Here is a 22,996-nt window from a genome sequence, read left to right on the forward strand (position 1 = left end):
TGCCGGCATGACGGCCGCCGCCGCCCGCGGCACACGCCGGCATGAATACGTTTGCAGGATGACTTGTGCGGTGCGACCCGCGTCTACCATCGGCCGCATCGTGGACCCGCCACGAGCAAGGGGACGCCGGACGGCCACGCCGCCGGCATGCAAAGGGACGACCTTCGCAGTCATTCATTTCCGGGGGATGCAGGTGAAATTCGAACGCAAGCTGCTCAGCGTGGCGCTCGCCACGGCCACGATGATGCTCGCCGCCCAGGCGCAGGCCCAGGCGCAGTCGGAACAGGAGGCCGAGCAGGCCCCCGAGCGGGATGAAGACGAGGACGCCACAGAACTCGACCGCGTTGTCGTCACCGGCATCCGCGCCGCCATCGAGGAATCCATCGACACCAAGCGCGAGGAGACCTCGATCGTCGAGGCGATCTCGGCCGAGGACATCGGCAAGCTGCCCGACACCTCGATCGCCGACTCGATCGCGCGCCTGCCCGGCCTGACCGCGCAGCGCTTCGGCGGCCGTCCGCAGGAGATCAACATCCGCGGCTTCGCCGGCGACTTCTCCACCGCGCTGCTCAACGGCCGCGAGCAGGTGAGCCTCGGCAACAACCGCGGCGTGGAATTCGACCAGTACCCGTCCGAGCTCACCAACCAGGTGGTCGTCTACAAGACCACCGACGCGTCCCTCGTCGGCCAGGGCCTGTCGGGCACCGTGGACCTGCGCACCGTGCGCCCGCTCGACTACGGCGAGCAGGCGATCGCGGTCAACGTGCGCGGCGACATGAACGAGCTGCACGACGAGAAGGAATACGGCAACCGCTTCAGCATCTCGTACATCGACCAGTTCGCCGACGACACCGTCGGCATCGCGCTGGGCTACGCCCGCCTGAACAACCCGGGCCAGTCCTACCGCTTCGAGTCGTGGGGCTACCCGGACGGCGCCATCGGCGGCGGCCAGCTGTACGACTTCGAGTCCGAGTACGTGCGCGACGGCTTCATGGGCGCGCTGCAGTTCCGGCCGAACGAGTTCTGGAACAGCACGCTCGACCTGTTCTACTCCGAGTTCGACCGCGAGGAGGACAAGCGCGGCATGGAGTTCGGCTTCGCCTGGGGCGCCGCCGGTCCGCCGGTCAGCCGCACCGACAACGCGCAGGGCACCGCGGTGCAGGCGACGTTCGAGAACTTCCAGCCGATCGTCCGCAACGACTACCTCGCCAGCTTCGACGAGCTGATCTCGATCGGCTGGAACAACGAGTTCAACCTCGGCAACGGCTGGACGATGGCCCTTGACGCCAGCCACTCCAGCGCCGAGCGCAACGAGCGGATCCTCGAGACCTACGCAACGCTCCGCCCGGGCCTGACCGACACCGTCACGGTGAACTTCAACCCCGACGGCTACTACGACTTCGACTTCGGGCTCGACTACAGCGACCCGTCGAACTTCGTGCTGATGGATCCGGGCGGCTGGGGCGGCGACCGCGCGCAGGCCGGCTACCTGAAGGACTTCGTGGTCGAGGACGAACTGAACGCGCTGCGCCTGGACTTCGAGAAGCAATTCCTCGAGGAGGGCATCACCGGCGTGCAGTTCGGCGTCAACGTCACCGACCGCACCAAGAGCCGCTCCTCGTTCGAGACAACGCTCTGCACCACGACCGGGTGCACCGACAACACGCCGGTGCCCGTGCCGTCGCAGTTCGTCGTGGGCGGCGACGAGTTCGGCTTCGCCGGACTGGACGGCCTGATGGGGCTGGACACGCTGGGCATGGTGGACAGCTTCTACTTCCTGCTGCCCAAGACCCACCCCGACATCTCGAACAAGAACTGGGAAGTCGACGAGCGCGTCACCACCGGCTACATCCAGTTCGACGTCGACACCGACTGGGGCGGCATCCCGACCCGCGGCAACTTCGGCGTGCAGGTCGTGGACACCGACCAGGAGTCCACCGGCGTGGCGACCTTCGACGGCGTCGCGCTCAGCGAGCCGGCCACGCGCGGCGCCGATTACCGGCACGTGCTGCCCAGCATGAACATGGCGTTCGAGTTCTTCCCGGAGCAGCTGTTCCGCGTCGGCCTGTCGCGGCAGATGGCGCGGCCGCGCATGGACGAACTGCGCGCGAACGCCGGTTACAGCATCAACCGGGCAAGCGCCTGCGAAGGGCTCCCGCCCCCGTGCTGGACCGGCGGCGGCGGCAACCCCGAGCTCAAGCCCTGGCTGGCGACCGCCCTCGACCTGTCGTGGGAGAAGTACTTCGCCGACGGCCAGGGCTACGTCTCGGCGGCCTACTTTTACAAGGACCTGAGCACCTACATCTATTCGCAGACGATCGCGCTCGACTACACCAAGCTGCCGATCCCCGACACGGTGCCGCCGGACCAGCTGCCGGCCATCCCGTTCGGCCCGTACACCGCGCCGGTGAACGGCGAGGGCGGCACGATCCGCGGCCTGGAGCTGGCGGTGTCGATCCCGTTCGGCGCGTTCTGGGCACCGCTCGAGGGCTTCGGCCTGCAGGCGAACTACTCCGACACGGAGAGTTCCATCCAGCCTGACGGCCCGGGCACCAGCACCCCGCTGCCGGGCCTGTCGAAGTACGTGTCGAACGCGACGGTCTACTACGAGCGCTTCGGCTTCTCGGCCCGCGTGGCGCAGCGCCATCGCTCCGCGTTCCTGGGCGAGGTGCAGGGCTTCGGCGGCGACCGCACGCGGCGCATCTTCGAGGGCGAGACGGTCACCGACGTGCAGCTGGGCTACAGCTTCCCGGCCGGCGGCGCGCTCGAGGGCCTGTCGCTGCTGCTGCAGGTGAACAACATCGAGAACGAGCCGTTCCGCTCCACCTACGAGGGACGCAGCGACTGGCCCCGCGAGTACCAGGAGTTCGGCCGCACGTACCTGTTCGGCGTGAACTACCGGTTCTGACGACGGTGCCCGGTCCGCCGGCGCCGCGTCCGCGACCGGACGCGTAGGCTTCGACCCCTGCCGGCAGCCCCCGCCGGCAGGGGTTTTTTGTGCGCGCCGGACCGCGGCGCGCCAGACGGAGGAAGGAATGAACCACGGCACGATCCAGTTCCTGGTGTTCGCCGCGCTGACCGCGCTGGTGGCCCTGGCCACGTGGTGGCGCTGCCGCCGGGCGGTGCACAGCACGGACCGCTCGCGCGACTACTTCCTGGCCGGCGGCACGCTCGCCTGGCCGTTCATCGCCGGCAGCCTGCTGCTCACCAACCTCAGCGCCGAGCAGATCGTCGGCATGAACGGCGCGCAGATGATGCTGGTGGCCTGGTGGGAGTTCGGGGCCGCGGCGGGCCTGCTGGTGCTCGCGCACGTGCTGGTGCCGATGTACTACCGCTACGGCTGCACGACCACCACCGAACTGCTCGAACACCGGCTGGGCGACCCGGCCCTGCGTCGCGCGGTGTCGGTGCTCTTCATGCTCGGCTACATGTTCATCCTGCTGCCGGTGGTGCTGTACACCGGCTCGGTGTTCATGAAGTCGATGTTCGGGCTCGAGCTGCCGATCATCGGGATCGCGGCGCTGTTCGCGATCGGCGGGCTTGCGTACGCTGCCTTCGGCGGCCTGCGCGCCATCGCCATCTCCGACACCTACAACGGCCTGGGCCTGCTGGTGATGGGCATCGCGGTGACCGTATTCGCGCTGATGGCGGTGGACTGGGACCTGACGGGCATCCCCGCGGAGCGCTGGACGCTGGTCGGCGACGCCGGCTCGGACATCCCGTGGACGACGCTGCTGACGGGCATGCTCTTCATCCACGTCTTCTACTGGGGCACGAACATGGTCATCGCGCAGCGCGCGCTGGCCGCCGGTTCCGTGCGCGAGGCGCAGAAGGGCATCTACGCGGCCGCCGCGTTCAAGATGCTCACGCCGCTGATCGTCGTGTTCCCCGGGATCATCGCGTTCAAGCTCTACGGCGACGTGGGCGACGTCGCCTTCGGCCGGCTGGTCGGCGACGTGCTGCCGGCATGGCTGTCGGGCGCGTTCGCGGCGGTCATCGCCGGCGCGGTGCTGTCGAGCTTCAACTCCTGCCTGAACTCCGCGGCGGCGCTGTACACCTGCGACATCCACCTGGCCAAGGTCGACCCGGGTGCCGATGCGAAGCGCGTCGGGCAATGGGTCGCCATCGTGTTCACCGTGGTGTCGCTGGCGATGGTGCCGCTGTACCAGAACGCGACCAGCATCATCGCCACCCTGCAGCAGCTCAACGGGCTGTACTCGATGCCGGTGCTGGCGGCCTTCGTCGTCGCGATCGCCTTCACGCGCATCGATCCGCGCGCGGTGCGCATCGGGGTGGTGTTCGGCGCGGCGCTGTACGCCGTGTTCACCTTCGCGTGGACGCCGCTGCACTACATCCACCTGATGTTCATCACGCTGCTCTCGAGCGTGCTGCTGATGTGGGTGCTGAGCCGGCTGATGGGGCCGCGCGCCCTGCCGGCGCCGTCGCGCGCGTAGGACCGGACCAGCCCACCGCAGGAGCGCCTCTACAGGCGCGATCCCCCGGAAGCGGATCCGCCACTGATCGCGGGCGTAGGCCCGCTCCTACGGAGACGTCGTCACGGAACGCAGGGCCGCGGCTTTGCGCGCGAGGGCGGTGATGCGCGGCCAGTCGCCCGCCGCGATCGCGTCGCCGGGCAGCATCCACGAGCCGCCCACGGTGGCCACGTTCGACAGCGCCAGGTAGCGCGGCGCGCTGGCGGCGTCGATGCCGCCGGTGGGGCAGAACCGCACGTGCGCGAACGGCCCGGCGAACGCCTTCAACGCGGCCGTGCCCCCCGCCGCCTCGGCCGGGAAGAACTTGAAGCGCGCGTGGCCACGCTCCAGGCCCCGCATCAGTTCGCTCGCGGTGGCGATGGCGGGCAGGAACGGCAGGTCGACATCGCGCGCCGCATCGAACAGGCGGTCCGTGCAGCCGGGTGCGATGGCGAACGCCGCGCCCGCCTTGCGCACCGCGGCCAGCGCCGCGCCATCGAACACGGTCCCCGCGCCGACGATCGCCCCGGGCACCTCGGCGCGGATCACGCGGATCGCCTCCAGGGCCACCGGCGTGCGCAGCGTGACTTCCAGGACCGGCAGGCCGCCGGCCACCAGCGCGCGCGCCAGCGGCACGGCATCGGACGGGCGCGCGATCGAGATGACCGGCACCACGGGCGCCCTTGCGAGGATCGTGTCGATCGCGTCGGCATGCATCACGGCGTTCCCCCGCGCAACGCGACCGCGGCGCCGAGCAGGCCCGGGTGCGGATGGGTGATCACGTGGATGGCGACCGACTCCAGGTAGGCCGCGAACCGTCCCTTCGCCAGGAAGCGTTCGCGGAACGCGGAGGCGCGCAGGAAGGGAATGAACCGCGGCACCATGCCGCCGGCGATCACCACCGTGCGGGCGCCGTGCACCAGCGCCATGTCGCCGGCCACGCTGCCCAGTACGGCGCAGAAGCGCGCCAGTGCCCGGCGGGCGGCGGCGTCGTGGCCCTGGAGCGCGGCGCGGACGATGTCCGCGGGGTCGCGCAGCTCGGGTTCCTGCCCGTGGATGGCATCGCGCAGCACCGCGTCGATCTGCGACAGGCCGCGGCCGCACAGCACGCGTTCGTTCGAGACCCGGCCGTGCCGCGACGCGAGCCAGCGGGCGATCGCCTGCTCCTCGTCGCCCTGCGGCGCGAAGCTGACGTGGCCGCCCTCGGTCTCGACCACCTCCCATCCGCGGTCCTGCGCGCCGACCAGCAGCGCGACGCCCAGCCCGGTGCCCGGCCCGAGCATGCTCACCGGGCCCTCGAGCGGCTCGCGTTGCCGCCCATGGAGGAAGACGCGCTCGTCGGGCGCCAGCGCGGGGACGGCGTGCGCCACGGCGCCGAAGTCGTTGATCAGCTGCAGCTCGTCCAGCCCGAGCGCCTGCCGCAGTTCGGTGCGGGAGAAGGACCAGGCGCGGTTGGTCAGGCGGATCTCGTCGCCGGTCACCGGGCACGCGAGCGCGATCGCCGCGCGCGCGGGGCGCGATCCGACCAGCGAGAGGTAGTGCTCGGCGGCGTGCTGCAGGCTGGCGAAGTCCGCGTTGCGCAGCGACTTCGAATGCAGGCACGCGGGCCGCGCGGCCGACGGATCGGTGAGCGCGAAGCGCGCGTTGGTGCCGCCGATGTCGGCGATCAGGGCCAGCCCGCTCACCGGCCGGCCTCTTCCGGCGCGTGGACCGCGGCGACGCCGGCCGGCTCGACGAAGAGGCTGCAGCCGCCTTCCTCCGCGCCACCGGCGACGGCACGCATCAGCCCGAACAGCTCGCGCCCGGTGCCGAAGCCGTTCGCCTCAAGGGACGGTCGTGCGGGCGTGCGCGACTGCAGCGTGGCGTCGTCCAGCCGGACATCGATGCTCCCGGCGACCGCGTCGATCCGGATGACGTCGCCTTCGCGGAGCCGCGCGATCGGGCCGCCATCCACCGCTTCGGGCGTGAGATGGATCGCGGCCAGCACCTTGCCCGACGCGCCGGACATGCGACCGTCGGTGAGCAGCGCCACGCGCTGCCCCCGGTCGAGCAGCGCCGACAGCGTGGGGGTGAGCTTGTGCAGTTCGGGCATGCCGTTTGCGCGCGGGCCCTGGCCACGGACGACCGCCACGAAATCGCCTTCGAGTACGTCGCGCTTGAACGCGGCGAGCAGGTCGTCCTGCGAGTCGAACAGCTTCGCCGGCGCTTCGATCACGCGTTGTTCCGGCGCGACCGCCGAGACCTTGACCACCGCGCGGCCGAGGTTGCCCTGCAGCCGGCGCAGTCCCCCCTCCGCATCGAACGGATCGGCGGCGGGCCGGAGCACCGACGGGTCGCGCGACGCGGCCGGGGGGTCCCGCCAGCGCAGCGCCAGGTCGTCCAGGTAGGGCTCCAGTGCCTGCCGGCGCAGGTCGCCGCCGTGCACGCAGGCGATGTCCGCGTGCAGCAGCCCGGCATCGAGCAGCTCGCGGATCGCGAAGCCCATGCCGCCGGCGGCGTGGAAGTGGTTCACGTCGGCGCTGCCGTTCGGGTACACGCGCGCCAGCAGCGGCGTCACGCGCGAGAGCGCATCCAGGTCGTCCCAGTCGATGAGGAGCCCGGCCGCGCGCGCGATGGCGACGAGGTGGATGGCGTGGTTGGTCGAGCCGCCGGTCGCCGCCAGGCCGACCATCGCATTGACGATGGCCTTCTCGTCCACCGTCCGGCCGAGCGGACGGTAGTCGCCGCCCAACGCGGTCGCCTGCAGCACCTGTTCGGTCGCCGCGACCGTGAGCGCGTCGCGCAGCGCCGTGCCGGGGTTGACGAACGCGCTGCCCGGCACGTGCAGTCCCATGACCTCCATCAGCATCTGGTTGCTGTTGGCGGTGCCGTAGAACGTGCAGGTGCCCGGGGCGTGGTAGCTGGCGGCCTCGGCGGCGAGCAGTTCGTCGCGGCCCGCCTCGCCGATGGCGAAGCGCTGGCGGACGGCCGCCTTCTCCCGGTTGGGCAGGCCCGACGGCATCGGCCCGGCGGGCACGAAGGCGACCGGCAGGTGCCCGAACGACAGCGCGCCGATGAGCATGCCGGGCACGATCTTGTCGCAGACACCCAGCATCAGCGCGCCGTCGAACATCTCGTGCGAGAGCGCCACCGCGGTGGCCAGCGCGATGGTGTCGCGCGAGAACAGGCTCAGCTCCATGCCGGCGCGGCCCTGGGTCACGCCGTCGCACATGGCGGGCACCCCGCCGGCGACCTGCGCGCTGCCGCCGGCGTTGCGCGCCGCGGCCCGGATGAGCGCCGGGTAGGTCTCGAACGGCTGGTGCGCCGAGAGCATGTCGTTGAAGGCGGTGACGATGCCGAGGTTGCCCCCGCGGCCGTCGCGCAGCATCGGCTTGTCGGCGCCGGCGGCGGCGAAGCCGTGCGCGAGGTTGCCGCAGGACAGGCGCGCCCGCGCCGGCCCGGCCTCGCGCTGCGCGGCGTGCGCGGCATCCATCCGCGCCAGGTAGGCGGCGCGCGTGTCGCGGCTGCGTTCGGCGATCTTCCGGGTGACGCGTTCGACCGTGGGGTGCAGCGCCATCACGGGCTCCAGTGTACGTGCGCGCTGACGCCCGGCGCGTGCAGGATCGCGGCGACCGGATGGCGGCGCGGGTCGGCCGCGGCGAGCGCCTCGTCGAGCACGCGCCGCTTCGCCTCGCCCGACAGCAGCAGGTGCCAGCTGCGTGCGCGCAGCAGGCGCGCGACGGTGAGGGTGACGCGCACGTAGGGCGCGTCCGGCGGCATCGGCACGGGGTCGATGCGCATCGCGTCCACGCCGGCGGCGGGATCGAGCGCGGCGTCGAGCGCTTCGGCGCCGGGGAAGAGGGAGGCCGTGTGGCCGTCGGTCCCCATGCCCAGGACCACCGCGTCGAAGGGTTCGGAGCGTGCGGACAGGGCGGCGTCCGCGAGCGCCGCCGCGGAGACGCAATCCCCGTCGTCGGGGGCCAGCGGCACCAGCACGGGCAACGGCGTGGCCGGCGCGAAGGCTTCCGCCAGCGCGCGCAGGTTGCTGGCGGGATGGTCCAGCGGCACGCAGCGTTCGTCGGTCGGCACCAGCGCGATGCGCGACCAGTCCAGGTTGGCCGTCGCAAGGCGCCGGTACGCCGGCCACGGGGTGCGCCCGCCGGCCAGCGCCAGCCAGGCGCTCCCGCGCGCATGCAGGGCCTCGCGGCAGCACGCCACCAGGGACGAGGCCAGCGCCTCGGCGGCGGCATCCGCGTCGGGATGTTCGTGGATGACCCAGGGCATCGCGCGACCCTACTCCCGCCAGGCGTGTCCGTGGCGTTCGGCGAGCATGACCGCCGAGGCCGGGCCCCCGCTGCCGGCCGGGTAGCCACGAGGGGCCATCCCGGTCGCGCGCCAGCCGTCGTGGATCGCGTCGACCCACTCCCAGGCCGCCTCGGTCTCGTCGCGGCGCACGAACAGCGTCCCGTTGCCCTCGATCGCATCCAGGTAAAGGCGCTCGTAGGCGAGGCGGCGGCGGTGCGCGGCGAACTCCTCCTGCACGTCCAGGTCCAGCGCGACCGGTGCGAGCTGCGGGCCGGCGCGGTCGAGCCCGGGCTGCTTGTGCATGAGCGCCAGCTCGATGTGTTCCTCCGGCTGCAACCGGATCAGCAGCGCGTTCGGCGCCACCTTGCCCTCGCCGAAGATGGAGTGCGGCACCGCGCGGAACTGGATGTAGATCTCGCTGCTGCGGCGTGGCAGGCGCTTGCCTGTGCGCAGGTAGAACGGCACGCCGGACCAGCGCCAGTTGTCCACGTGCGCGCGCAGCGCGACGAAGGTCTCGGTGCCGCTGGGCTGGCCGAGTTCGTCGAGATAGCCCGGCACCGCGCGCCCGTCGATCGCACCGGCGGTGTACTGGCCGATGGCCGTCTCCGCGCCGACGGTCTCCCGGCCGATCGGCCGCAGCGAACGCAGCACCTTGATCTTCTCGTTGCGCACCGCCGTCGGGTCGAAGCGCGAGGGCGGTTCCATCGCCACCAGGCACAGCAGCTGCAGCAGGTGGTTCTGCACCATGTCGCGCAGCGCGCCGCTGGCGTCGTAGTACTCGCCGCGGCCCTCGACGCCGACCGTCTCGGCGACGGTGACCTGCACCTGCTCGACGTGCCGCGTGTTCCACAGCGGTTCGAACAGCGCGTTGCCGAAGCGCAGGGCCAGCAGGTTCTGCACGCCCTCCTTGCCGAGGTAGTGGTCGACGCGGAACACGCGGTCCTCGTCGAACACCGCCGCCACGCCGTCGTTGATCGCGGTGGCGCTGGCGAGGTCGTGGCCGATCGGCTTCTCGAGCAGCACGCGCGTGCCGGGTCCGGTGAGGTCGTGGGCGGCCAGGGCGCGGCAGGTCGGCGCGTACCAGCGCGGCGCGGTGCTCAGGTGGTAGACGACGTCGCCGTCGCGGCGCTGCGCGGCGATCGCCTTCGCGAGGCCCTCGAACGAGGCGGCGTCGTCGAGCGCGGCGGGCCGGTAGGCGATGCGCGCGAGCAGGCCGTCGAGCGCGGCGGCATCGCGGTCGGCCTCGGGCACGTGCTCGGTGACCGCCGCGGCGACGTGCGCGCGGAAGCCGGCGTCGTCCAGGTCGCTGCGCGCGGTGCCGAGGACGCGCAGCCCCTCGGGCAGCAGCCCGTCGGCGTGCAGCCGGTACAGCGAGGGCAGCAGCATCCGCCGGGCGAGGTCGCCCGTGGCGCCGAACACGGTCAGCAGCGAGGCGGGGCGCGCGGTCATCCGGCAAGCCTAAACCGCGCCGGCACGCGCCCGCGCCTGCATACGATTGCAGTGCGCGGCGGGCGGTTCGGTATGCTGGCCCGCCTTCCGGACGGCCCGCGCGTTGACCCCCGCCGACGACACCAGCCTGCTCGCCGCCCTGCTGCTCGGCATCATCGAGGGGCTGACCGAGTTCCTGCCGATCTCCAGCACCGGGCACCTGCTGATCGCGCAGCACTGGCTGGGCCAGCGCTCGGACCTGTTCAACATCGTCATCCAGGCCGGCGCGATCCTGGCGATCACGCTGGTGTACCGGCAGCGCATCTGGTCGCTCGCGACCGGGCTGCGCGACAGGTCCAACCGCGACTACCTGATGAAGATCGCGCTGGCGTTCGGCGTCACGGCGGTGGTCGGCCTGCCCGTGCGCCTGATGGGCTGGGAGCTGCCGGAGACGGTCACGCCGATCGCGATCGCGCTGGTGCTGGGCGGGGTCTGGATGCTGTTCGCCGAGCGCCTGGCCGAGCGGCGGCCGGACGGCACGACGGTCACCTGGACGGTCGCCCTGCTGGTCGGACTGGCGCAGGTGGTGGCGGGCGTGTTCCCCGGGACGTCGCGTTCGGCCGCGGCCATCTTCATGGCGATGCTCGCCGGCCTGAGCCGGCGGACGTCGGCGGCGGAGTTCGTGTTCCTGGTGGGCATCCCGACGATGTTCGCGGCCAGCGGTTACGCGTTCCTGGAGTACTGGACCGATTCGTCGACGCCGGTCGAGGACTGGACCGGGCTCTGGGTCGCGTTCGCCGCGGCCACGGTCACCGGCTTCGCCGCGGTGCGCTGGCTGCTGGCCTACATCGGCCGGCATCGCTACACCCCGTTCGCGGTCTACCGCATCGCCCTTGGCATCGCCATCCTGCTGTTCCTGCCGGGCCAGTGACACCCAACCCGCACCGCACCCCGTAGGAGCGCCCCTGCGGGCGCGAAGCCGTGATCGTTGGACTCGCCCGGCAGCCCATCGCGGGCGTAGGCCCGCTCCTACGGGGAGGCAGTGAACCCGCGCCTGTGGCGCGCCGTCACGGGCGGGGATGCTGGTGGGTTCGCCCGGCAATCCGTCGCGGGCGCAGGCCCGCGCCCAAGGGGAACGAGCGAACCCCACCCCGTAGGAGCGCCCCTACGGGCGCGAAAGGGTGCGCACGATCGGTCAGCCGCCTGCGACGGCGTTCAGCGAATAGGTGCCGTGCGTGGCGGCTTCGGCCAGTACGTGGCCGTGCATCGCCTCGAAGACATCGGCGGCGGTGAACTTCGCCGGCAGGTCGAGCGTCGCGGTGTCCAGCGCGAACACGCGGAAGAAGTACCGGTGCACGCGCAGGTCGTTCGGCGGCGGATACGGGCCGTCGTAGCCGAAGTAGTCGCCGCGCTTCTCCGCATCGCCCGCGAACCAGCCCGTGTAGTCGTTCAGGCCCTGGCGCGCGCCCGGGGGACCGTCCGGCGCCTGCTTGCCACCGAGCGTGACGCCGTCGCTGCAACTGCCTTCCGCGATCTCCCGGACGTCGGCGGGGAGGTCGACCATCGCCCAGTGGACGAAGTCGCCGCGGGGATGCGCGACCGGGATCTCCACGCCGGCCTTGCCGGCCAGCGACGGGTCGGTCGGCGCGTCGGTGTCGATGCACAGCAGGGCGAAGGACTTCGTGCCGTCGGGGACCCCGTCCCAGGCGAGGTGCGGATTGCGGTTGCCGCCGAAGCCGTCCGCGGCCCCCATCGCGAACCGGGCGGGGATGGCCTTCCGGAACTCGAAGCTGTCACTGCGGATCTGCATGGCGGCCTCTGTGCGTCGGGTCAGGCCTCAGGGTAGCCGAGGCGCGCCGACACGGCGTGGAGCTCGGCGAACGCATCGCCCAGCTGCGTGGCGTACGCGCGCCAGCGGCCGGCCGGCAGGCGCGGGCCGGCGTACATCGGCCGGTTCGGCGTCGGCAGGTCGGTGTCCAGGGCGACGTTGAGCGCGTCCATCATCCGGTCGGCGCGGCCGAGTGCGTCGTCCACGCGCAGCAGCCGGTGCGGCTGCAGGTCCTGTTCGTGCAGGTCGGCGACCTGCGCCAGCACCGCGGCAAGCCAGCGCGCACCCTCGACCGGCGAGGGCATGGCCCCTTGGCCGGGCGCGCCGAACGCGAGCCAGTTGAGCAGCAGGTCGCGCGGATCGCGCAGCACCACCAGCAGCCGGGCGCCCGGCAAGTGCGGGCGCAGCGCGTGCAGCAGTGCGTTGTCCCACCACGGCAGCCAGTCGATGACCGGACCGCCACCGGCCACGCCGCGCGCCGGCAACGCCGCGGTCCACCGGTCGACCACCTGCGCCGCGTCCGCCTCGCCCGAGGCGAGTTGCGTGGCGGTCGCGATGTCCTGCAGGGGATCCTGCGGTGCGCGCGGCGAGAAACGGTCGCGCAGGATCGGCAGCCCGGCCGTCGCGGCGACCTCCGCCAGCACGCCGGCACCCGAGCCCGGCGGGCCCCAGAGCAGCGCGACCGCCGGGGCCGACGGGTCCTCCGCGGCGCGCGCGGGCCACTCGGACGGCGCGGGCGAGGGCGGGACGGGCGTCGAGGTCGCTTCCGCGGCGCGGGCGGCGGACCATTCGGTCACCAGCGTCGCCTGCTCGCCGGCACGGTCGCGCGCTTCGATGAGGCGGGCGCGCACGAGGCCCTGCCGCTCGGGCTGCGGATGGTGGGCGAGCAGCGCCTGCAGCCGGCCGACGGCTGACGGCGGATCGGATTCGAGTTCCAGCCCGGCAAGCTTGAGTTCCGAGGTGAACTGGCGGCCCGGGGCGAGGTCGACGACCCGTCGGGTCACCTCGATCGCCTCGTCACGCCGTCCCGCGAGGTCGTGCGCGGTGGCGAGCATCTCCAGCGCGTCCGGGTCGTCCGGCATCGCGGCGAGCCAGCGGTCGAGCACTTCCCCACCCTGGCCCGGCGCCACGAAGGTCATGCGCGACTGCCAGAGCACCGAGGCGTCGGGCTGCTTCGCCAGCGCGGCCTCCAGCGCCTCGACCGCCTCTTCGCGGGCGCCCAGGCGCTGCCAGGTCTGGACCAGGGCGAACAGCAGGCGCTGGTCGCCCGGCTGGCGTTCGAACGCCGCACGCAGCCACGGCAGCGCGCGGCGCGGCCGGCCCGCGGCCAGCTCGAGGACGCCGGCCAGGCGTTGCAGCGCGAAGCCGGGGTCGGGCCGCGACAGCAGCGGCTGCAGCACGTCGATCGCCTCGTCGGGCCGGCCCTGCTGCATGCGCAGGTCGGCGACCAGCAGGCGCAGGCCGGGGGCCGCGGCGTCCTGCTCGAGGAGGCGGGTGAACGCCTGCTCGGCGAAGGCGGCGTGGCCCTGCTGCAGGTGCGCGTGGCCGAGCGCGTAGAGCAGCTGGGGATCCTCGTGGCCGGCGGCCGCCGCCGCGCTCAGGCGCTTGAGCGCCGTTTCGGCGTGGCCGCGGCGCAGTTCCACCATGCCCTCGATGACGTCGAGCTGGGGGTGCCCCTCGGCCAGGCGCGCGGCCAGCTTCGCCTGGCGCTCGGCCTCGTCGGCGTCGCCGCGGGCGAGCGCCAGCTGGGCCTGCAGGAAGTACGCCGAAGCCTGGTTGGGATCGAGTTCGGTGGCGCGCGCCAGGGCGTCGCGGGCGGCCTGGCGGTCCTGGGCGGCGAGCAGCAGGCTGCCGCGCACCAGGTGCAGTTCGGCGTCCTCGGGCGCGCGCTCGATCGCGTTGGCGATCGTCTCCAGGGCCGCCCTGGGCTGACCCGACTGGGCCTGGGCGATCGCCAGCCAGCGCAGCGCCTGCGGATCGCCGGGATGCGCGTCGGCGAGCGCGCGGGCGCGGGCGAGGGCGTCGTCATGGGCGCCGCTGCGCAGGGCCTCGAGGATCGCGTCGTACATGGAAACGTCCGGCTGTCGGGAGCCGCACAGTCTATCCGCTGGGGGCCGCCGGCTCCCTCCGGCCGTCCCCCCGTCAGGCCAAGGCGGCCCCGAGCCGGTCGGCGACCCAGTGCTCGGCATGCCCGCGGAGGCGGAGGTCGCGGATGAACCCGCAGTGCCCGCCGTGCGAGGCGATCTCCAGCCGGGTCGTCGGCGGGAGCGCGAGCGCGTGGAAGTGCGCGATCGGGATCACCGGGTCGTCGGCGGCGGTCAGGATCCAGGCCGGGGGCGCCAGCGTCGCGAGGCGGTCTCCGGCGATCGCGTAGCCGTCGAAGTAGCGGTCCAGGTCGCCGAAGTCGGTGTGGCGTTCGACCAGCCAGCGCGTCAGCGGCCGCAACGGCAGCCCGAGCGTGGCGTCATCGACATCGAACCGGTCCGGGAACAGGGCCCGCTTGCGCACCAGCGAGCGCCGCCACTTGCGCGCGAAGTACCAGTGGTAGAGCGGCAGGCCCGCCTCCATCGCGTCCATGGTCGCTGCCGGATCGAGCACGGGGCAGACCGACGCGATGCCCGCCACCTCCAGGCCCGCGGCGGGCGCGCGCAGGCCGATGCGCAGCGCGAAGTTGCCGCCCAGCGAATAGCCCGCCAGGCACAGCGGGCGCGCCGGGCCGGTGGCCGGCAGGATGCGCCGCGCCACGTCGCCCACCGCGTGCACGACCTCGTCGATCCGGTTGGAGTGGAACAGGTCTTCGTTGAGGTGGTGGGTATCGCCGTGGTCGCGGAAGTTGAGCCGGAACACGTCGAAGCCGGCCGCGAGCAGCGTCGCCGCCGTCAGCCGCATGTAGCCGGATTCCGCGCTGCCCTCCCAGCCGTGCAGCAGGACCGCGAGCGCGCGCGGCGCACGTCCGCGGATCGCGCTGTGGACGCCCTGCAGCCGCACGCCGTCGCCACCGTCGACCAGGTGCGCGGCGTGGATCGCGTCCAGCGCGTCGAGCGCCCGCCGCCCGCGCTGCCGGCGCAGCGGGCTGGAGCCGAGCACGGTCTGCAGGTGCGGATCGCGCAACCAGCGCGGCGGGTGGTAGCCGGTCGTGTCGCCCGTCGCCATCACGCCCGGGTGTCGATCGCGGCGATGATCCGCTCGCGCGCGGTCTCGGCGATGCGGCGGCGGCCACCGGCGTCGCCCGGGTCGATCGGCTCGAGGAAATGCAGTTCCGCCAGCCGGGCCGGTTCGCCCAGCAACCGCAGGAAATTGCCCAGGAAGCTTTCGCCCGGCGCGAACGCGACCAGGGTCTGCGCGTCGCCGCCGTGGCCGTAGCGCAGCGCGACCGGCTGCACCCGCGCGCCCGCCTCGACCGCGGCCAGGAAGATGCGCGCGTGGAACGGGCCGACCTCGCGGCCGTCGCGCGTGCGGCCCTCCGGGAACACCCCGACCGAGCGCCCCACCCGCAGCCGCGCGAGCATCTCGTGCAGCACGCCGCCCAGCGACTCGGTGCTGCCCCGCTGGTGGAAGATGGTCTCGCCGCGCGTCGCCATCCAGCCGACCAGCGGCCAGCCGGCGATCTCGCGCTTGGCGACGAAGCCCATCATCCGCTGGCTGTGCAGCGCCACGATGTCGACCCAGCTGACGTGGTTGGCCACGAACAGCACCGCGCCGGAGGCCGGGGTCCCCACGCGGCGCGGGCGGAACCCGAACACGCGCATCAGGCCCGCCGACCACATGCGGATCACGCGGTGGTCGAGCCGCTCGCCACCGACGTCCAGCGTCGCGGTCAGCGGGGTGATCGCCAGCATCGCCAGCGGCAGGTGCACCAGCAGGTGCCAGAGCAGCATCGGCACGCGCACGAGGTAGCGCCCGGCACGGGCCAGCGGCGAGCCGCGTCCGGCGCGGGCGGTCAGGGCAGCAGTCATGCGCGCAATTTAACGGAAGTGCGTGGCGCGCACCCGGCGCGTCGGCGTCAGTCGCGCGCCGGGACCACCGCCAGCGTCAGTCGCGACACGCAGGCAAGGCGTCCCGCCGCATCTTCGATGCGGATCTCCCAGACCTGCGTGCTCCCGCCCACGTGGACGGGGCGGGCGGTGCCGGTGACCACGCCGCCGGTCATCGCGCGGACGTGGTTGGCATTGATCTCGATGCCGACGCAGCGCCGGCCCTCGGCGGCGCACAGGTTGCCGGCCGTCGACCCGAGCGTCTCGGCCAGCAGCACGGAGCTTCCGCCGTGCAGCAGGCCATAGGGCTGGATGGTGCGCGCGTCGACCGGCATCGTCCCGCGCAGGAAGTCGTCGCCCTGCTCGGTGAAGCGGATCCCGAGGTGCGCGATCGCCGTGCCCTCGGCCTGCGCGTTCAGCGCGTCGAGGCCGGGGCGGCGGCGGAAGGGGGTGTCGTCGTGGGCGGGCATGGCGTCGATGCTAGCCGACGCCATGGCGGGCGCGAACGGTCAGCCGCCCATCCCGAACAGGCCCGGGCGCCACGCACGGGTATAGGCCGGGCGCTTGTTCGCGTAGCCGCTGCTGCCGCCGTAGCCGGAGCCGAAATCGCGCTCCCGGCGGCGGTGCATGCGGTCGACCAGTTCATCGCGGCGCCCGCCGAGCCAGTCGGCGCGGCCCACCTTCTCCGGGGCGATGCCGCGGCTGTCCGCCTCGCGCTGGCGGTAGTCGCAGAAGTCGTCGTAGGCGTCGAGCTCGTGCTTCAGGTCGCGCACGCACAGCTCGATCATCACCGCGTCGTCGAGGAAGCCGAGCACCTGCACGTGGTCCGGGATCACGTCCTGCGGGTCGCAGAAGTAGACCAGCGCGGAGAGCACCCGCTGCCGGTCGTCCGCCCCCAAGGCCCAGCCCTCGTCGCGGATCATGGCGATCATGTCGTCCAGGTGCAGCAGGCGTTCGCGGATGAAGTCGGGCACCTGCGTCGACCGCGCCTCCTCCAGCAGCCTGGCCGCGCAGGCAACGACCTCCTCGTCGGACTTGCCCTCGGCGGCCTTGCGCGCCGCGTCCATGGCGTCGTGGAAGTGCTTCAGGTCGTTGTCGCTGAGTTCGAAGTTGAGCGAGATCGTCATGGCGGGTCCACGCGGCGCGGATGGGAGGGTCATTCTGCCGCGTGCGCGTGGCGATGCCAGCCTCGATCGCAGGGCGCGGTGCGGGTGATGCGGTAAACGTCCGCCATGGCCCGGCCCGGCCACCGCCGCCGGGGGAGGGGCGGCGCGGTGGCCGGGTGGCGACGACCCGGTGGAGAGGGCCGGGTCGGCCCCCGGCGAGGCCGGGGGCGGGGCGGTCAGCCGAATCGGAACCGCGGCTGCGGGCCGTTCGGGGAGTAGCGGCGCTCGCTGGCGTAGCCACTCGAGTTGCCGTAGCCGACGCCGAAGTCGCGCTCGCGATGGACGCGGCGGCTCGACGCGGCCTGGGCGCGGCGATCGGCGCTCTGCAGGATCGGTCGGGACGGGGCGGTGGACAGGGCGGAATACATGGCGGGCCTCTTGGTGTGACCGGCGGTCGCCGGTGTGAATTGGTGTGTTGGTAGACTACAACACCGGGACGACACGTAAATGGGCCGGAAGTCACCCCACCGAAGGCAGGGGGTGCTGGGGTTCGCATCGGGATGCAGGGTGGCCAGGGGCAGGCCGGCGTGGCCGCGACACGAGTCAGCCGGCCGGACGTCGCGCCCAAGCCGGCCGGGAGCGGGCAGAGGCGCCGCGCGCGCAAGCCGGCCGGCATCGATGCGTCCCGGGCCGCGGTGGCGAAGCCCGGTCGCCACTCCCCGCGTGCTTCGCGACGGCGTCCCGGGAGCGCGCGACGCGTGGCGAAAGTTTCGCCAACCCGGAAACGCGTTCATCGAGCGGCGAACCAGATGCACGCCCCGCGAAGAAAACGCCTGTTTCGCCACCCTCGAACCCCGTTTTGTTCATGCGCCGGATGACTTGGTCAAACGGCGCGTCATCACGCGTGTCCTAACGTCTCTTCGCAACGCGAGAGAGACGAAAGGACCCCGACTCATGGACGCTTTGACCCCCCCGACCCGCCACGCCTTCGAAGCCATCGCCACGATGCCGCGCACGCCGCGCAGCGCGCTCAGGTCACGTGGCCTGCGCCTGACCGCGCTCGGCATGGCGCTGGCCTGCGGCGCGGCGATGCTCACCGCGAACGCGCAGGCCGTGCTGCCGGCCGACACCGCGCCGGCCGCGCATGCGACGCCCTCGCAACCGATGCCCACGCGCTCGGTCGAAGTCCGCGTGCCGTCCGACGCGGCGCACGCGACGACCGCCTTGCAGGCGATGCCGCCCGTCCAGGAGGCGGTCGCGCCGGTGCCGGCGCCGGTGCCCGAGGTCGACCCCATCGCCATGCTCGAGCCCGGCGAGTTCATCTGGACGCCGGAACTGGCGCCGGTGGGCGACGACACCGTGGTCGTCGTGAGCCTGCCCCAGCAGCTCGCGCACGTGTACCGGAACAACGTCCGGATCGGCGTGTCGACGGTGAGCACCGGCAAGCCGGGCCACGAGACGCCGACCGGCGTGTTCCCGATCCTGCAGAAGCGCGAGGAGCACTACTCCAACCTGTACGACAATGCGCCGATGCCCTTCATGCAGCGCCTCACCTGGGACGGCGTGGCACTGCACGCGGGGCGCATCCCGGGCCATCCCGCCTCGCACGGCTGCGTGCGGCTGCCGAAGGAATTCGCGCGGAAGCTGTTCGGCGCCACCGGCCACGGCACGATCGTGGTGGTGGCCGACCATGCCTCGCACGGCCAGGACATCGTGATGCCCGGCGACATCTCCCCGGTCGATCCCGCGACCGGCCTGGCCTGGTCGGAGCGTCGCGAGATGATCGCGCCCACGGTCGTCGCGCAGGCCGGCGGCGGCGATCCGCGCATCCAGTACTGACCTGTCCTCCCGAGCTCACAACTGTCGTCCCGAGCGTAGCGAGGGACCTGCTTTCCCCGGCCGCCAAAGCGGTGGAAGCAGGTTCCTCACTCCGTTCGGAACGACAGTGTGGGTTCAAGCGACAGCGTGGGGTCGAACGGCAGCGTTGGACTGCACGACCGCGTCGGACTGCACGACCGCGTCGGATGGCAAGAACGCAGCGGATGCCATGAACGCAGCGGATGCCATGAACGCGAACGCCCCGCTTTCGCGGGGCGTTGCGTCGGACCGGATCGCGCGCATCGCGGGATCCTCCACGCACTGACGCTACGCCGCGCGCGCGGTCCCGGTCGCGGCCCCCTCCGGCCACTTCGCCAGCAGCGCCGCCTCGCGCTGCATCGCGTCGTGCAGGTGCGCCTCCTTGACGTGCCCGTAGCCGCGGATGTGTTCCGGCACGCTCGCGATCTCCACCGCCAGCGTCGCATTCGCCGGCGACAGCTCCGCCAGCAGGCGCTCCACCGTCGCGAAGTAGCGCTCGACCAGCGCGCGCTCGCCACGGCGCTCGTCCGTGTAGCCGAACACATCCAGCGGCGTGCCGCGCAGGAACCGCAGCTTCGCCAGGACGCCGAAGGCCTTGAACACCCACGGGCCGAACTCGCGCTTGACCAGCCGTCCCTCGGCGTCCTTCTTCGCCAGCAGCGGCGGCGCAAGGTGGAAGCGCAGCGTGTAGTCACCCTCGAACTGCTGTTCCAGCCGGCGCTTGAACTCGCCGGAGGTGTACAGGCGCGCGACCTCGTACTCGTCCTTGTAGGCCATCAGCTTGAACGCGTAGCGGGCGACGGCCTCGGCCAGGTCCGTGCTGCCGGGCGCGCGCTCGGCTTCCGCCTTGCGCACGCGCGCCACCAGGTCCGTGTAGCGCCTGGCGTAGCGGGCGTTCTGGTAGTCGGTGAGGAACGCCGTGCGGCGCGCGACCAGCTCGTCAAGCGAGCGCGACAGGCGCGCGTCGTCGAGCGGCAGGAACGCGACCTCCGCGCCGCCGCCGTGCGCCGGCACGTGGCGCAGCTCGTCGGCCTCGGCGGTCGCGGCCAGTGCGTCGTTGAGGCCGGACTCGTGGCCCTCTGACGGGCGCGGCGCCAGCATCGGCAGTTCGCGCACCGTGCGCTCGGCGGCGGTCGGCGCGTTGGCGACGATCCCCGCGGCCTCGAACACCGCGGCCGGGTCGATCGCCGCCAGGCGGCCCCAGGCGAACGCGGTCTTGTTCATCTCGACCGCCGCGCCGTTGAGCTCGACCGCGCGCATCAAGGCCTCCAGCGACAGCGGCACCAGCCCCTGCTGCCAGGCGTGGCCGAGCATGAACAGGTTGGCGGCGATCGCGTCGCCCATCAGCGCGGTCGCCAGGCGCGTGGCATCGACCTGGATCGGCTCGCTGCCCTCCAGCGCCGTGCGCACCGCCTGGACGATGCCCGCCGCCGGGAACTGCATGTCCGGGCGGGTGGTGAAGGTGCCGGGCATCGCTTCGTAGGTGTTGAGCACCACGCGCGTGCGGCCGGCGCGGATCTTCGACAGCGCCCAGTAGTCGTTGACCACGACCATGTCGCAGCCGAGCACCAGGTCCGCCTCGCCGGCGGCGATGCGCACGGCGTGGATGTCCGACGGCGCCTTCGCGATGCGGATGTGGGTGGTCACCGCGCCGCCCTTCTGTGCAAGGCCCGTCTGGTCGAGCACGGTCGCGCCGCGGCCTTCGAGATGGCCGGCCATCCCGAGCAGCGCGCCGATCGTCACCACGCCGGTGCCGCCCACGCCGGTGATCAGGATGTTCCAGGGGCGTGACAGGTCGCCGGCCGGCGTCGGCGTCGGCGCCGGCAGGTCGGCCAGGCGCTCGGCCGCCGACACCTTCCTGCCCTTGCGCGGCTTGCCGCCGTGCACGGTCACGAAGCTCGGGCAGAAGCCCTCGACGCAGGAGTAGTCCTTGTTGCAGTTGGACTGGTCGATCTCGCGCTTGCGGCCGAACTCGGTCTCCTTCGGCAGCACCGACACGCAGAAGCTCTTCCTGCCGCAGTCGCCGCAGCCCTCGCACACCAGCGAGTTGATCACCACGCGCTTGGCCGGGTCGGGCAGCTTGCCGCGCTTGCGGCGGCGGCGCTTCTCGGTGGCGCAGGTCTGGTCGAAGATCAGGATCGAGACGCCCTTCACTTCGCGCAGGCGCTTCTGCACATCGTCCAGTTCGCGGCGGTCGTGGAATGTCGTGCCGGCTGGAAAGATCGACGGATCGGACCACTTGCCGATGTCGTCGCTCAGCAGCGCGATCTCCTGCACGCCCTCGGCGCGCATCTGGTGCGCGATCTGCGGCACGGTCAGCGTGCCGTCGACCGGCTGGCCGCCGGTCATCGCCACCGCGTCGTTGTAGAGGATCTTGTAGGTGATGTTCACGCCGGCGGCGACGGCCTGGCGCACCGCCAGCGAGCCGGAGTGGAAGTAGGTGCCGTCGCCCAGGTTCTGGAACACGTGCGGCGTGTCCGTGAACGCGGCCTGCCCGGCCCAGGTGACGCCTTCGCCGCCCATGTGGGTGAAGGTGTCGGTGGCGCGGTCCATCCACGTGACCATGTAGTGGCAGCCGATGCCCGCCATCGCGCGCGAGCCGTCCGGCACCTTCGTGGACGTGTTGTGCGGGCAACCCGAGCAGTAGTGCGGCACGCGCGGGAAGTTCGCGCGGGGCAGGGCGAGCTCGGCTTCCTTCGAGGCAAGGAAGGCGAGCTGCTGCCGGATGTGCTCGCTGTCATGGAACTTCTGCAGGCGGCGCGCGATGACGCGCGCGATGCGCGCCGGCGTCAGTTCGCCGGTCGAGGGCAGGATCCACTCGCCGGACTCGTCGTACTTGCCGACGATGCTCGGGCGGCGGCCCTCGTAGTTGAAGAACAGCTCCTTCATCTGGCTCTCGATGAAGGCATGCTTCTCCTCGACGACGACGATGTCCTCCAGCCCCGCGGCGAACGCGCGGATGCCCACCGGCTCCAGCGGCCAGGTCATGCCGACCTTGTAGACCCGGATGCCCAGGTCGCGGCACGCCGCGGCGTCCAGGCCCAGGTACTCGAGCGCCTGCAGCACGTCGAGGTAGCTCTTGCCGGTGGTGACGATGCCCAGGCGCGCGTCCGGTGCCTCGATCGCCACCCGGTCGATGCGGTTGGCACGCGCGAACGCCTGCGCTGCCTTGACCGCGAACTGGTGCAGCCGCATCTCCTGGTCGAGCGGGGGGTCCGGCCAGCGGATGTTGAGGCCGCCCGGTGGCAGCTCGAATGCGTCGTCGCCCGGCAGCACGATTTCGATCGCGTGCGGGTCGACGTCCACCGATGCCGACGACTCCACCGTCTCGGCGATCGTCTTGAAGCCGACCCAGCGCCCGGTGAAGCGGCTCATCGCCCAGCCCACCACGCCCATGTCGAGGATGTCCTGGACCCCGGCCGGGTTGAGCACCGGCATCATCGCGGACACGAACTCGTGCTCGGAGCCGTGCGGCAGGGTCGAGCTGCGGCAGGCGTGGTCGTCGGCGGCCAGCGCCAGCACGCCGCCGTGCTTTGCCGTACCGGCCGCGTTGGCGTGCTTGAACACGTCGCCGCAGCGGTCCACGCCCGGGCCCTTGCCGTACCACATGCCGAACACGCCATCGTGTTTCGCGCCGGGGAACAGGCCGGTCTGCTGGGTGCCCCAGACCATCGTCGCGCCGAGGTCCTCGTTGAGGCCCGGAGTGAACTTCACGCCCGCCGCCTCCAGGTGCTTCTTCGCGCGCCACAGCTCCAGGTCGAAGCCGCCCAGCGGGCTGCCGCGGTAGCCGGAGACGAAGCCTGCGGTGTCCAGGCCGGCCGCCTGGTCGCGGAGCCGCTGCATCAGCGGCAGGCGGACCAGCGCCTGCACGCCGGACAGGTAGATCCGGCCGCGCTCGCGGGTGTACTTGTGGTCGAGCCCGTAATCCGGGTCGTGCAGCCCGTTCGTGAGCGCGGCGCCCGCGGAGGCGGGCGAGGACAGTTCGGCGGTGCTGGTCATGCTGGCGGCCCGATGGCGCGGCCGCGCGCGGACTGCGCGGGGCCGGGA

At 72.4% G+C, this 22,996-nt stretch carries 16 protein-coding genes and 1 pseudogene; 4 read left to right on the forward strand and 13 right to left on the reverse strand.

Annotated features, from left to right (window positions below):
- Window positions 1–193 precede the first annotated feature (193 nt).
- Entirely contained in the window at window positions 194–2,908 is a 2,715-nt protein-coding gene (locus tag ACYU7H_RS11575; RefSeq protein ID WP_460814872.1) for a TonB-dependent receptor, read from the forward strand.
- A gap of 127 nt (window positions 2,909–3,035) precedes the next feature.
- Window positions 3,036–4,454, forward strand: coding sequence for a solute:sodium symporter family transporter (locus tag ACYU7H_RS11580; protein WP_460814873.1), 1,419 nt, complete (start codon window positions 3,036–3,038; stop codon window positions 4,452–4,454).
- 87 nt (window positions 4,455–4,541) lie between these two features.
- Here the strand turns inward: ACYU7H_RS11580 and eda are convergent, their stop codons facing one another.
- From eda to zwf, 5 genes are read right to left on the reverse strand one after another with little or no spacing between them, the layout of a single operon-like run.
- Window positions 4,542–5,189, reverse strand: a complete 648-nt coding sequence (gene eda, locus ACYU7H_RS11585; RefSeq protein ID WP_460814874.1) for a bifunctional 4-hydroxy-2-oxoglutarate aldolase/2-dehydro-3-deoxy-phosphogluconate aldolase — start codon at window positions 5,187–5,189, stop codon at window positions 4,542–4,544.
- Window positions 5,189–6,157: a glucokinase gene (glk, locus tag ACYU7H_RS11590; protein WP_460814876.1), complete on the reverse strand. Its 969-nt coding sequence runs from the start codon at window positions 6,155–6,157 to the stop codon at window positions 5,189–5,191. Before glk ends, eda begins: the two co-directional genes overlap by 1 nt.
- Complete coding sequence (gene edd / locus ACYU7H_RS11595; protein ID WP_460814878.1) at window positions 6,154–8,028, reverse strand: phosphogluconate dehydratase; 1,875 nt, start codon at window positions 8,026–8,028, stop codon at window positions 6,154–6,156. Before edd ends, glk begins: the two co-directional genes overlap by 4 nt.
- Window positions 8,028–8,735, reverse strand: a complete 708-nt coding sequence (pgl, locus tag ACYU7H_RS11600) for a 6-phosphogluconolactonase (RefSeq protein WP_460814880.1) — start codon at window positions 8,733–8,735, stop codon at window positions 8,028–8,030. Before pgl ends, edd begins: the two co-directional genes overlap by 1 nt.
- A 9-nt stretch (window positions 8,736–8,744) precedes the next feature.
- Entirely contained in the window at window positions 8,745–10,205 is a 1,461-nt protein-coding gene (gene zwf, locus ACYU7H_RS11605; RefSeq protein ID WP_460814882.1) for a glucose-6-phosphate dehydrogenase, read from the reverse strand.
- A 103-nt stretch (window positions 10,206–10,308) separates the two neighbouring features.
- On the opposite strand from zwf, the gene ACYU7H_RS11610 reads away from it, so the two are divergent.
- A complete protein-coding gene (locus ACYU7H_RS11610; RefSeq protein WP_460814883.1) occupies window positions 10,309–11,115 on the forward strand; it encodes an undecaprenyl-diphosphate phosphatase in 807 nt (268 codons plus the stop codon).
- A gap of 264 nt (window positions 11,116–11,379) precedes the next feature.
- Here ACYU7H_RS11610 and ACYU7H_RS11615 read toward each other — a convergent pair whose 3' ends face one another.
- From ACYU7H_RS11615 to ACYU7H_RS11645, 7 genes are all read right to left on the reverse strand, one after another.
- On the reverse strand, window positions 11,380–11,994 hold the full coding sequence (locus ACYU7H_RS11615; RefSeq protein WP_460814885.1) for a YbhB/YbcL family Raf kinase inhibitor-like protein: 615 nt from the start codon (window positions 11,992–11,994) through the stop codon (window positions 11,380–11,382).
- Between the two features lie 20 nt (window positions 11,995–12,014).
- On the reverse strand, window positions 12,015–14,081 hold the full coding sequence (locus ACYU7H_RS11620; RefSeq protein ID WP_460814886.1) for a tetratricopeptide repeat protein: 2,067 nt from the start codon (window positions 14,079–14,081) through the stop codon (window positions 12,015–12,017).
- 73 nt (window positions 14,082–14,154) lie between these two features.
- Window positions 14,155–15,165 carry a YheT family hydrolase gene (locus ACYU7H_RS11625; RefSeq protein WP_460814888.1) on the reverse strand — a complete coding sequence of 337 codons (1,011 nt, stop codon included), beginning with the start codon at window positions 15,163–15,165 and terminating at the stop codon, window positions 14,155–14,157.
- A complete protein-coding gene (locus tag ACYU7H_RS11630) occupies window positions 15,165–15,968 on the reverse strand; it encodes a lysophospholipid acyltransferase family protein (RefSeq protein WP_460814890.1) in 804 nt (267 codons plus the stop codon). Before ACYU7H_RS11630 ends, ACYU7H_RS11625 begins: the two co-directional genes overlap by 1 nt.
- A 47-nt stretch (window positions 15,969–16,015) precedes the next feature.
- The gene (locus ACYU7H_RS11635; protein WP_460814891.1) at window positions 16,016–16,456 is read right to left on the reverse strand and encodes a hotdog fold thioesterase; all 441 of its coding nucleotides are present in this window, start codon (window positions 16,454–16,456) and stop codon (window positions 16,016–16,018) included.
- Between the two features lie 39 nt (window positions 16,457–16,495).
- On the reverse strand, window positions 16,496–17,113 hold the full coding sequence (locus ACYU7H_RS11640; RefSeq protein ID WP_460814893.1) for a YkvA family protein: 618 nt from the start codon (window positions 17,111–17,113) through the stop codon (window positions 16,496–16,498).
- Between the two features lie 215 nt (window positions 17,114–17,328).
- Window positions 17,329–17,520: a hypothetical protein gene (locus ACYU7H_RS11645; protein WP_460814895.1), complete on the reverse strand. Its 192-nt coding sequence runs from the start codon at window positions 17,518–17,520 to the stop codon at window positions 17,329–17,331.
- Window positions 17,521–18,046: 526 nt separating this feature from the next.
- Between ACYU7H_RS11645 and ACYU7H_RS11650 the strand changes: the two genes are divergently transcribed.
- A complete protein-coding gene (locus ACYU7H_RS11650) occupies window positions 18,047–18,931 on the forward strand; it encodes a L,D-transpeptidase family protein (RefSeq protein WP_460814897.1) in 885 nt (294 codons plus the stop codon).
- Window positions 18,932–19,237: 306 nt separating this feature from the next.
- On the opposite strand, the pseudogene ACYU7H_RS11655 reads toward ACYU7H_RS11650, so the two are convergent.
- Window positions 19,238–22,876: pseudogene (locus ACYU7H_RS11655) on the reverse strand (indolepyruvate ferredoxin oxidoreductase family protein); the annotation flags it as partial.
- Window positions 22,877–22,996: the final 120 nt, after the last annotated feature.

Source organism: Luteimonas pelagia, from assembly GCF_054776035.1.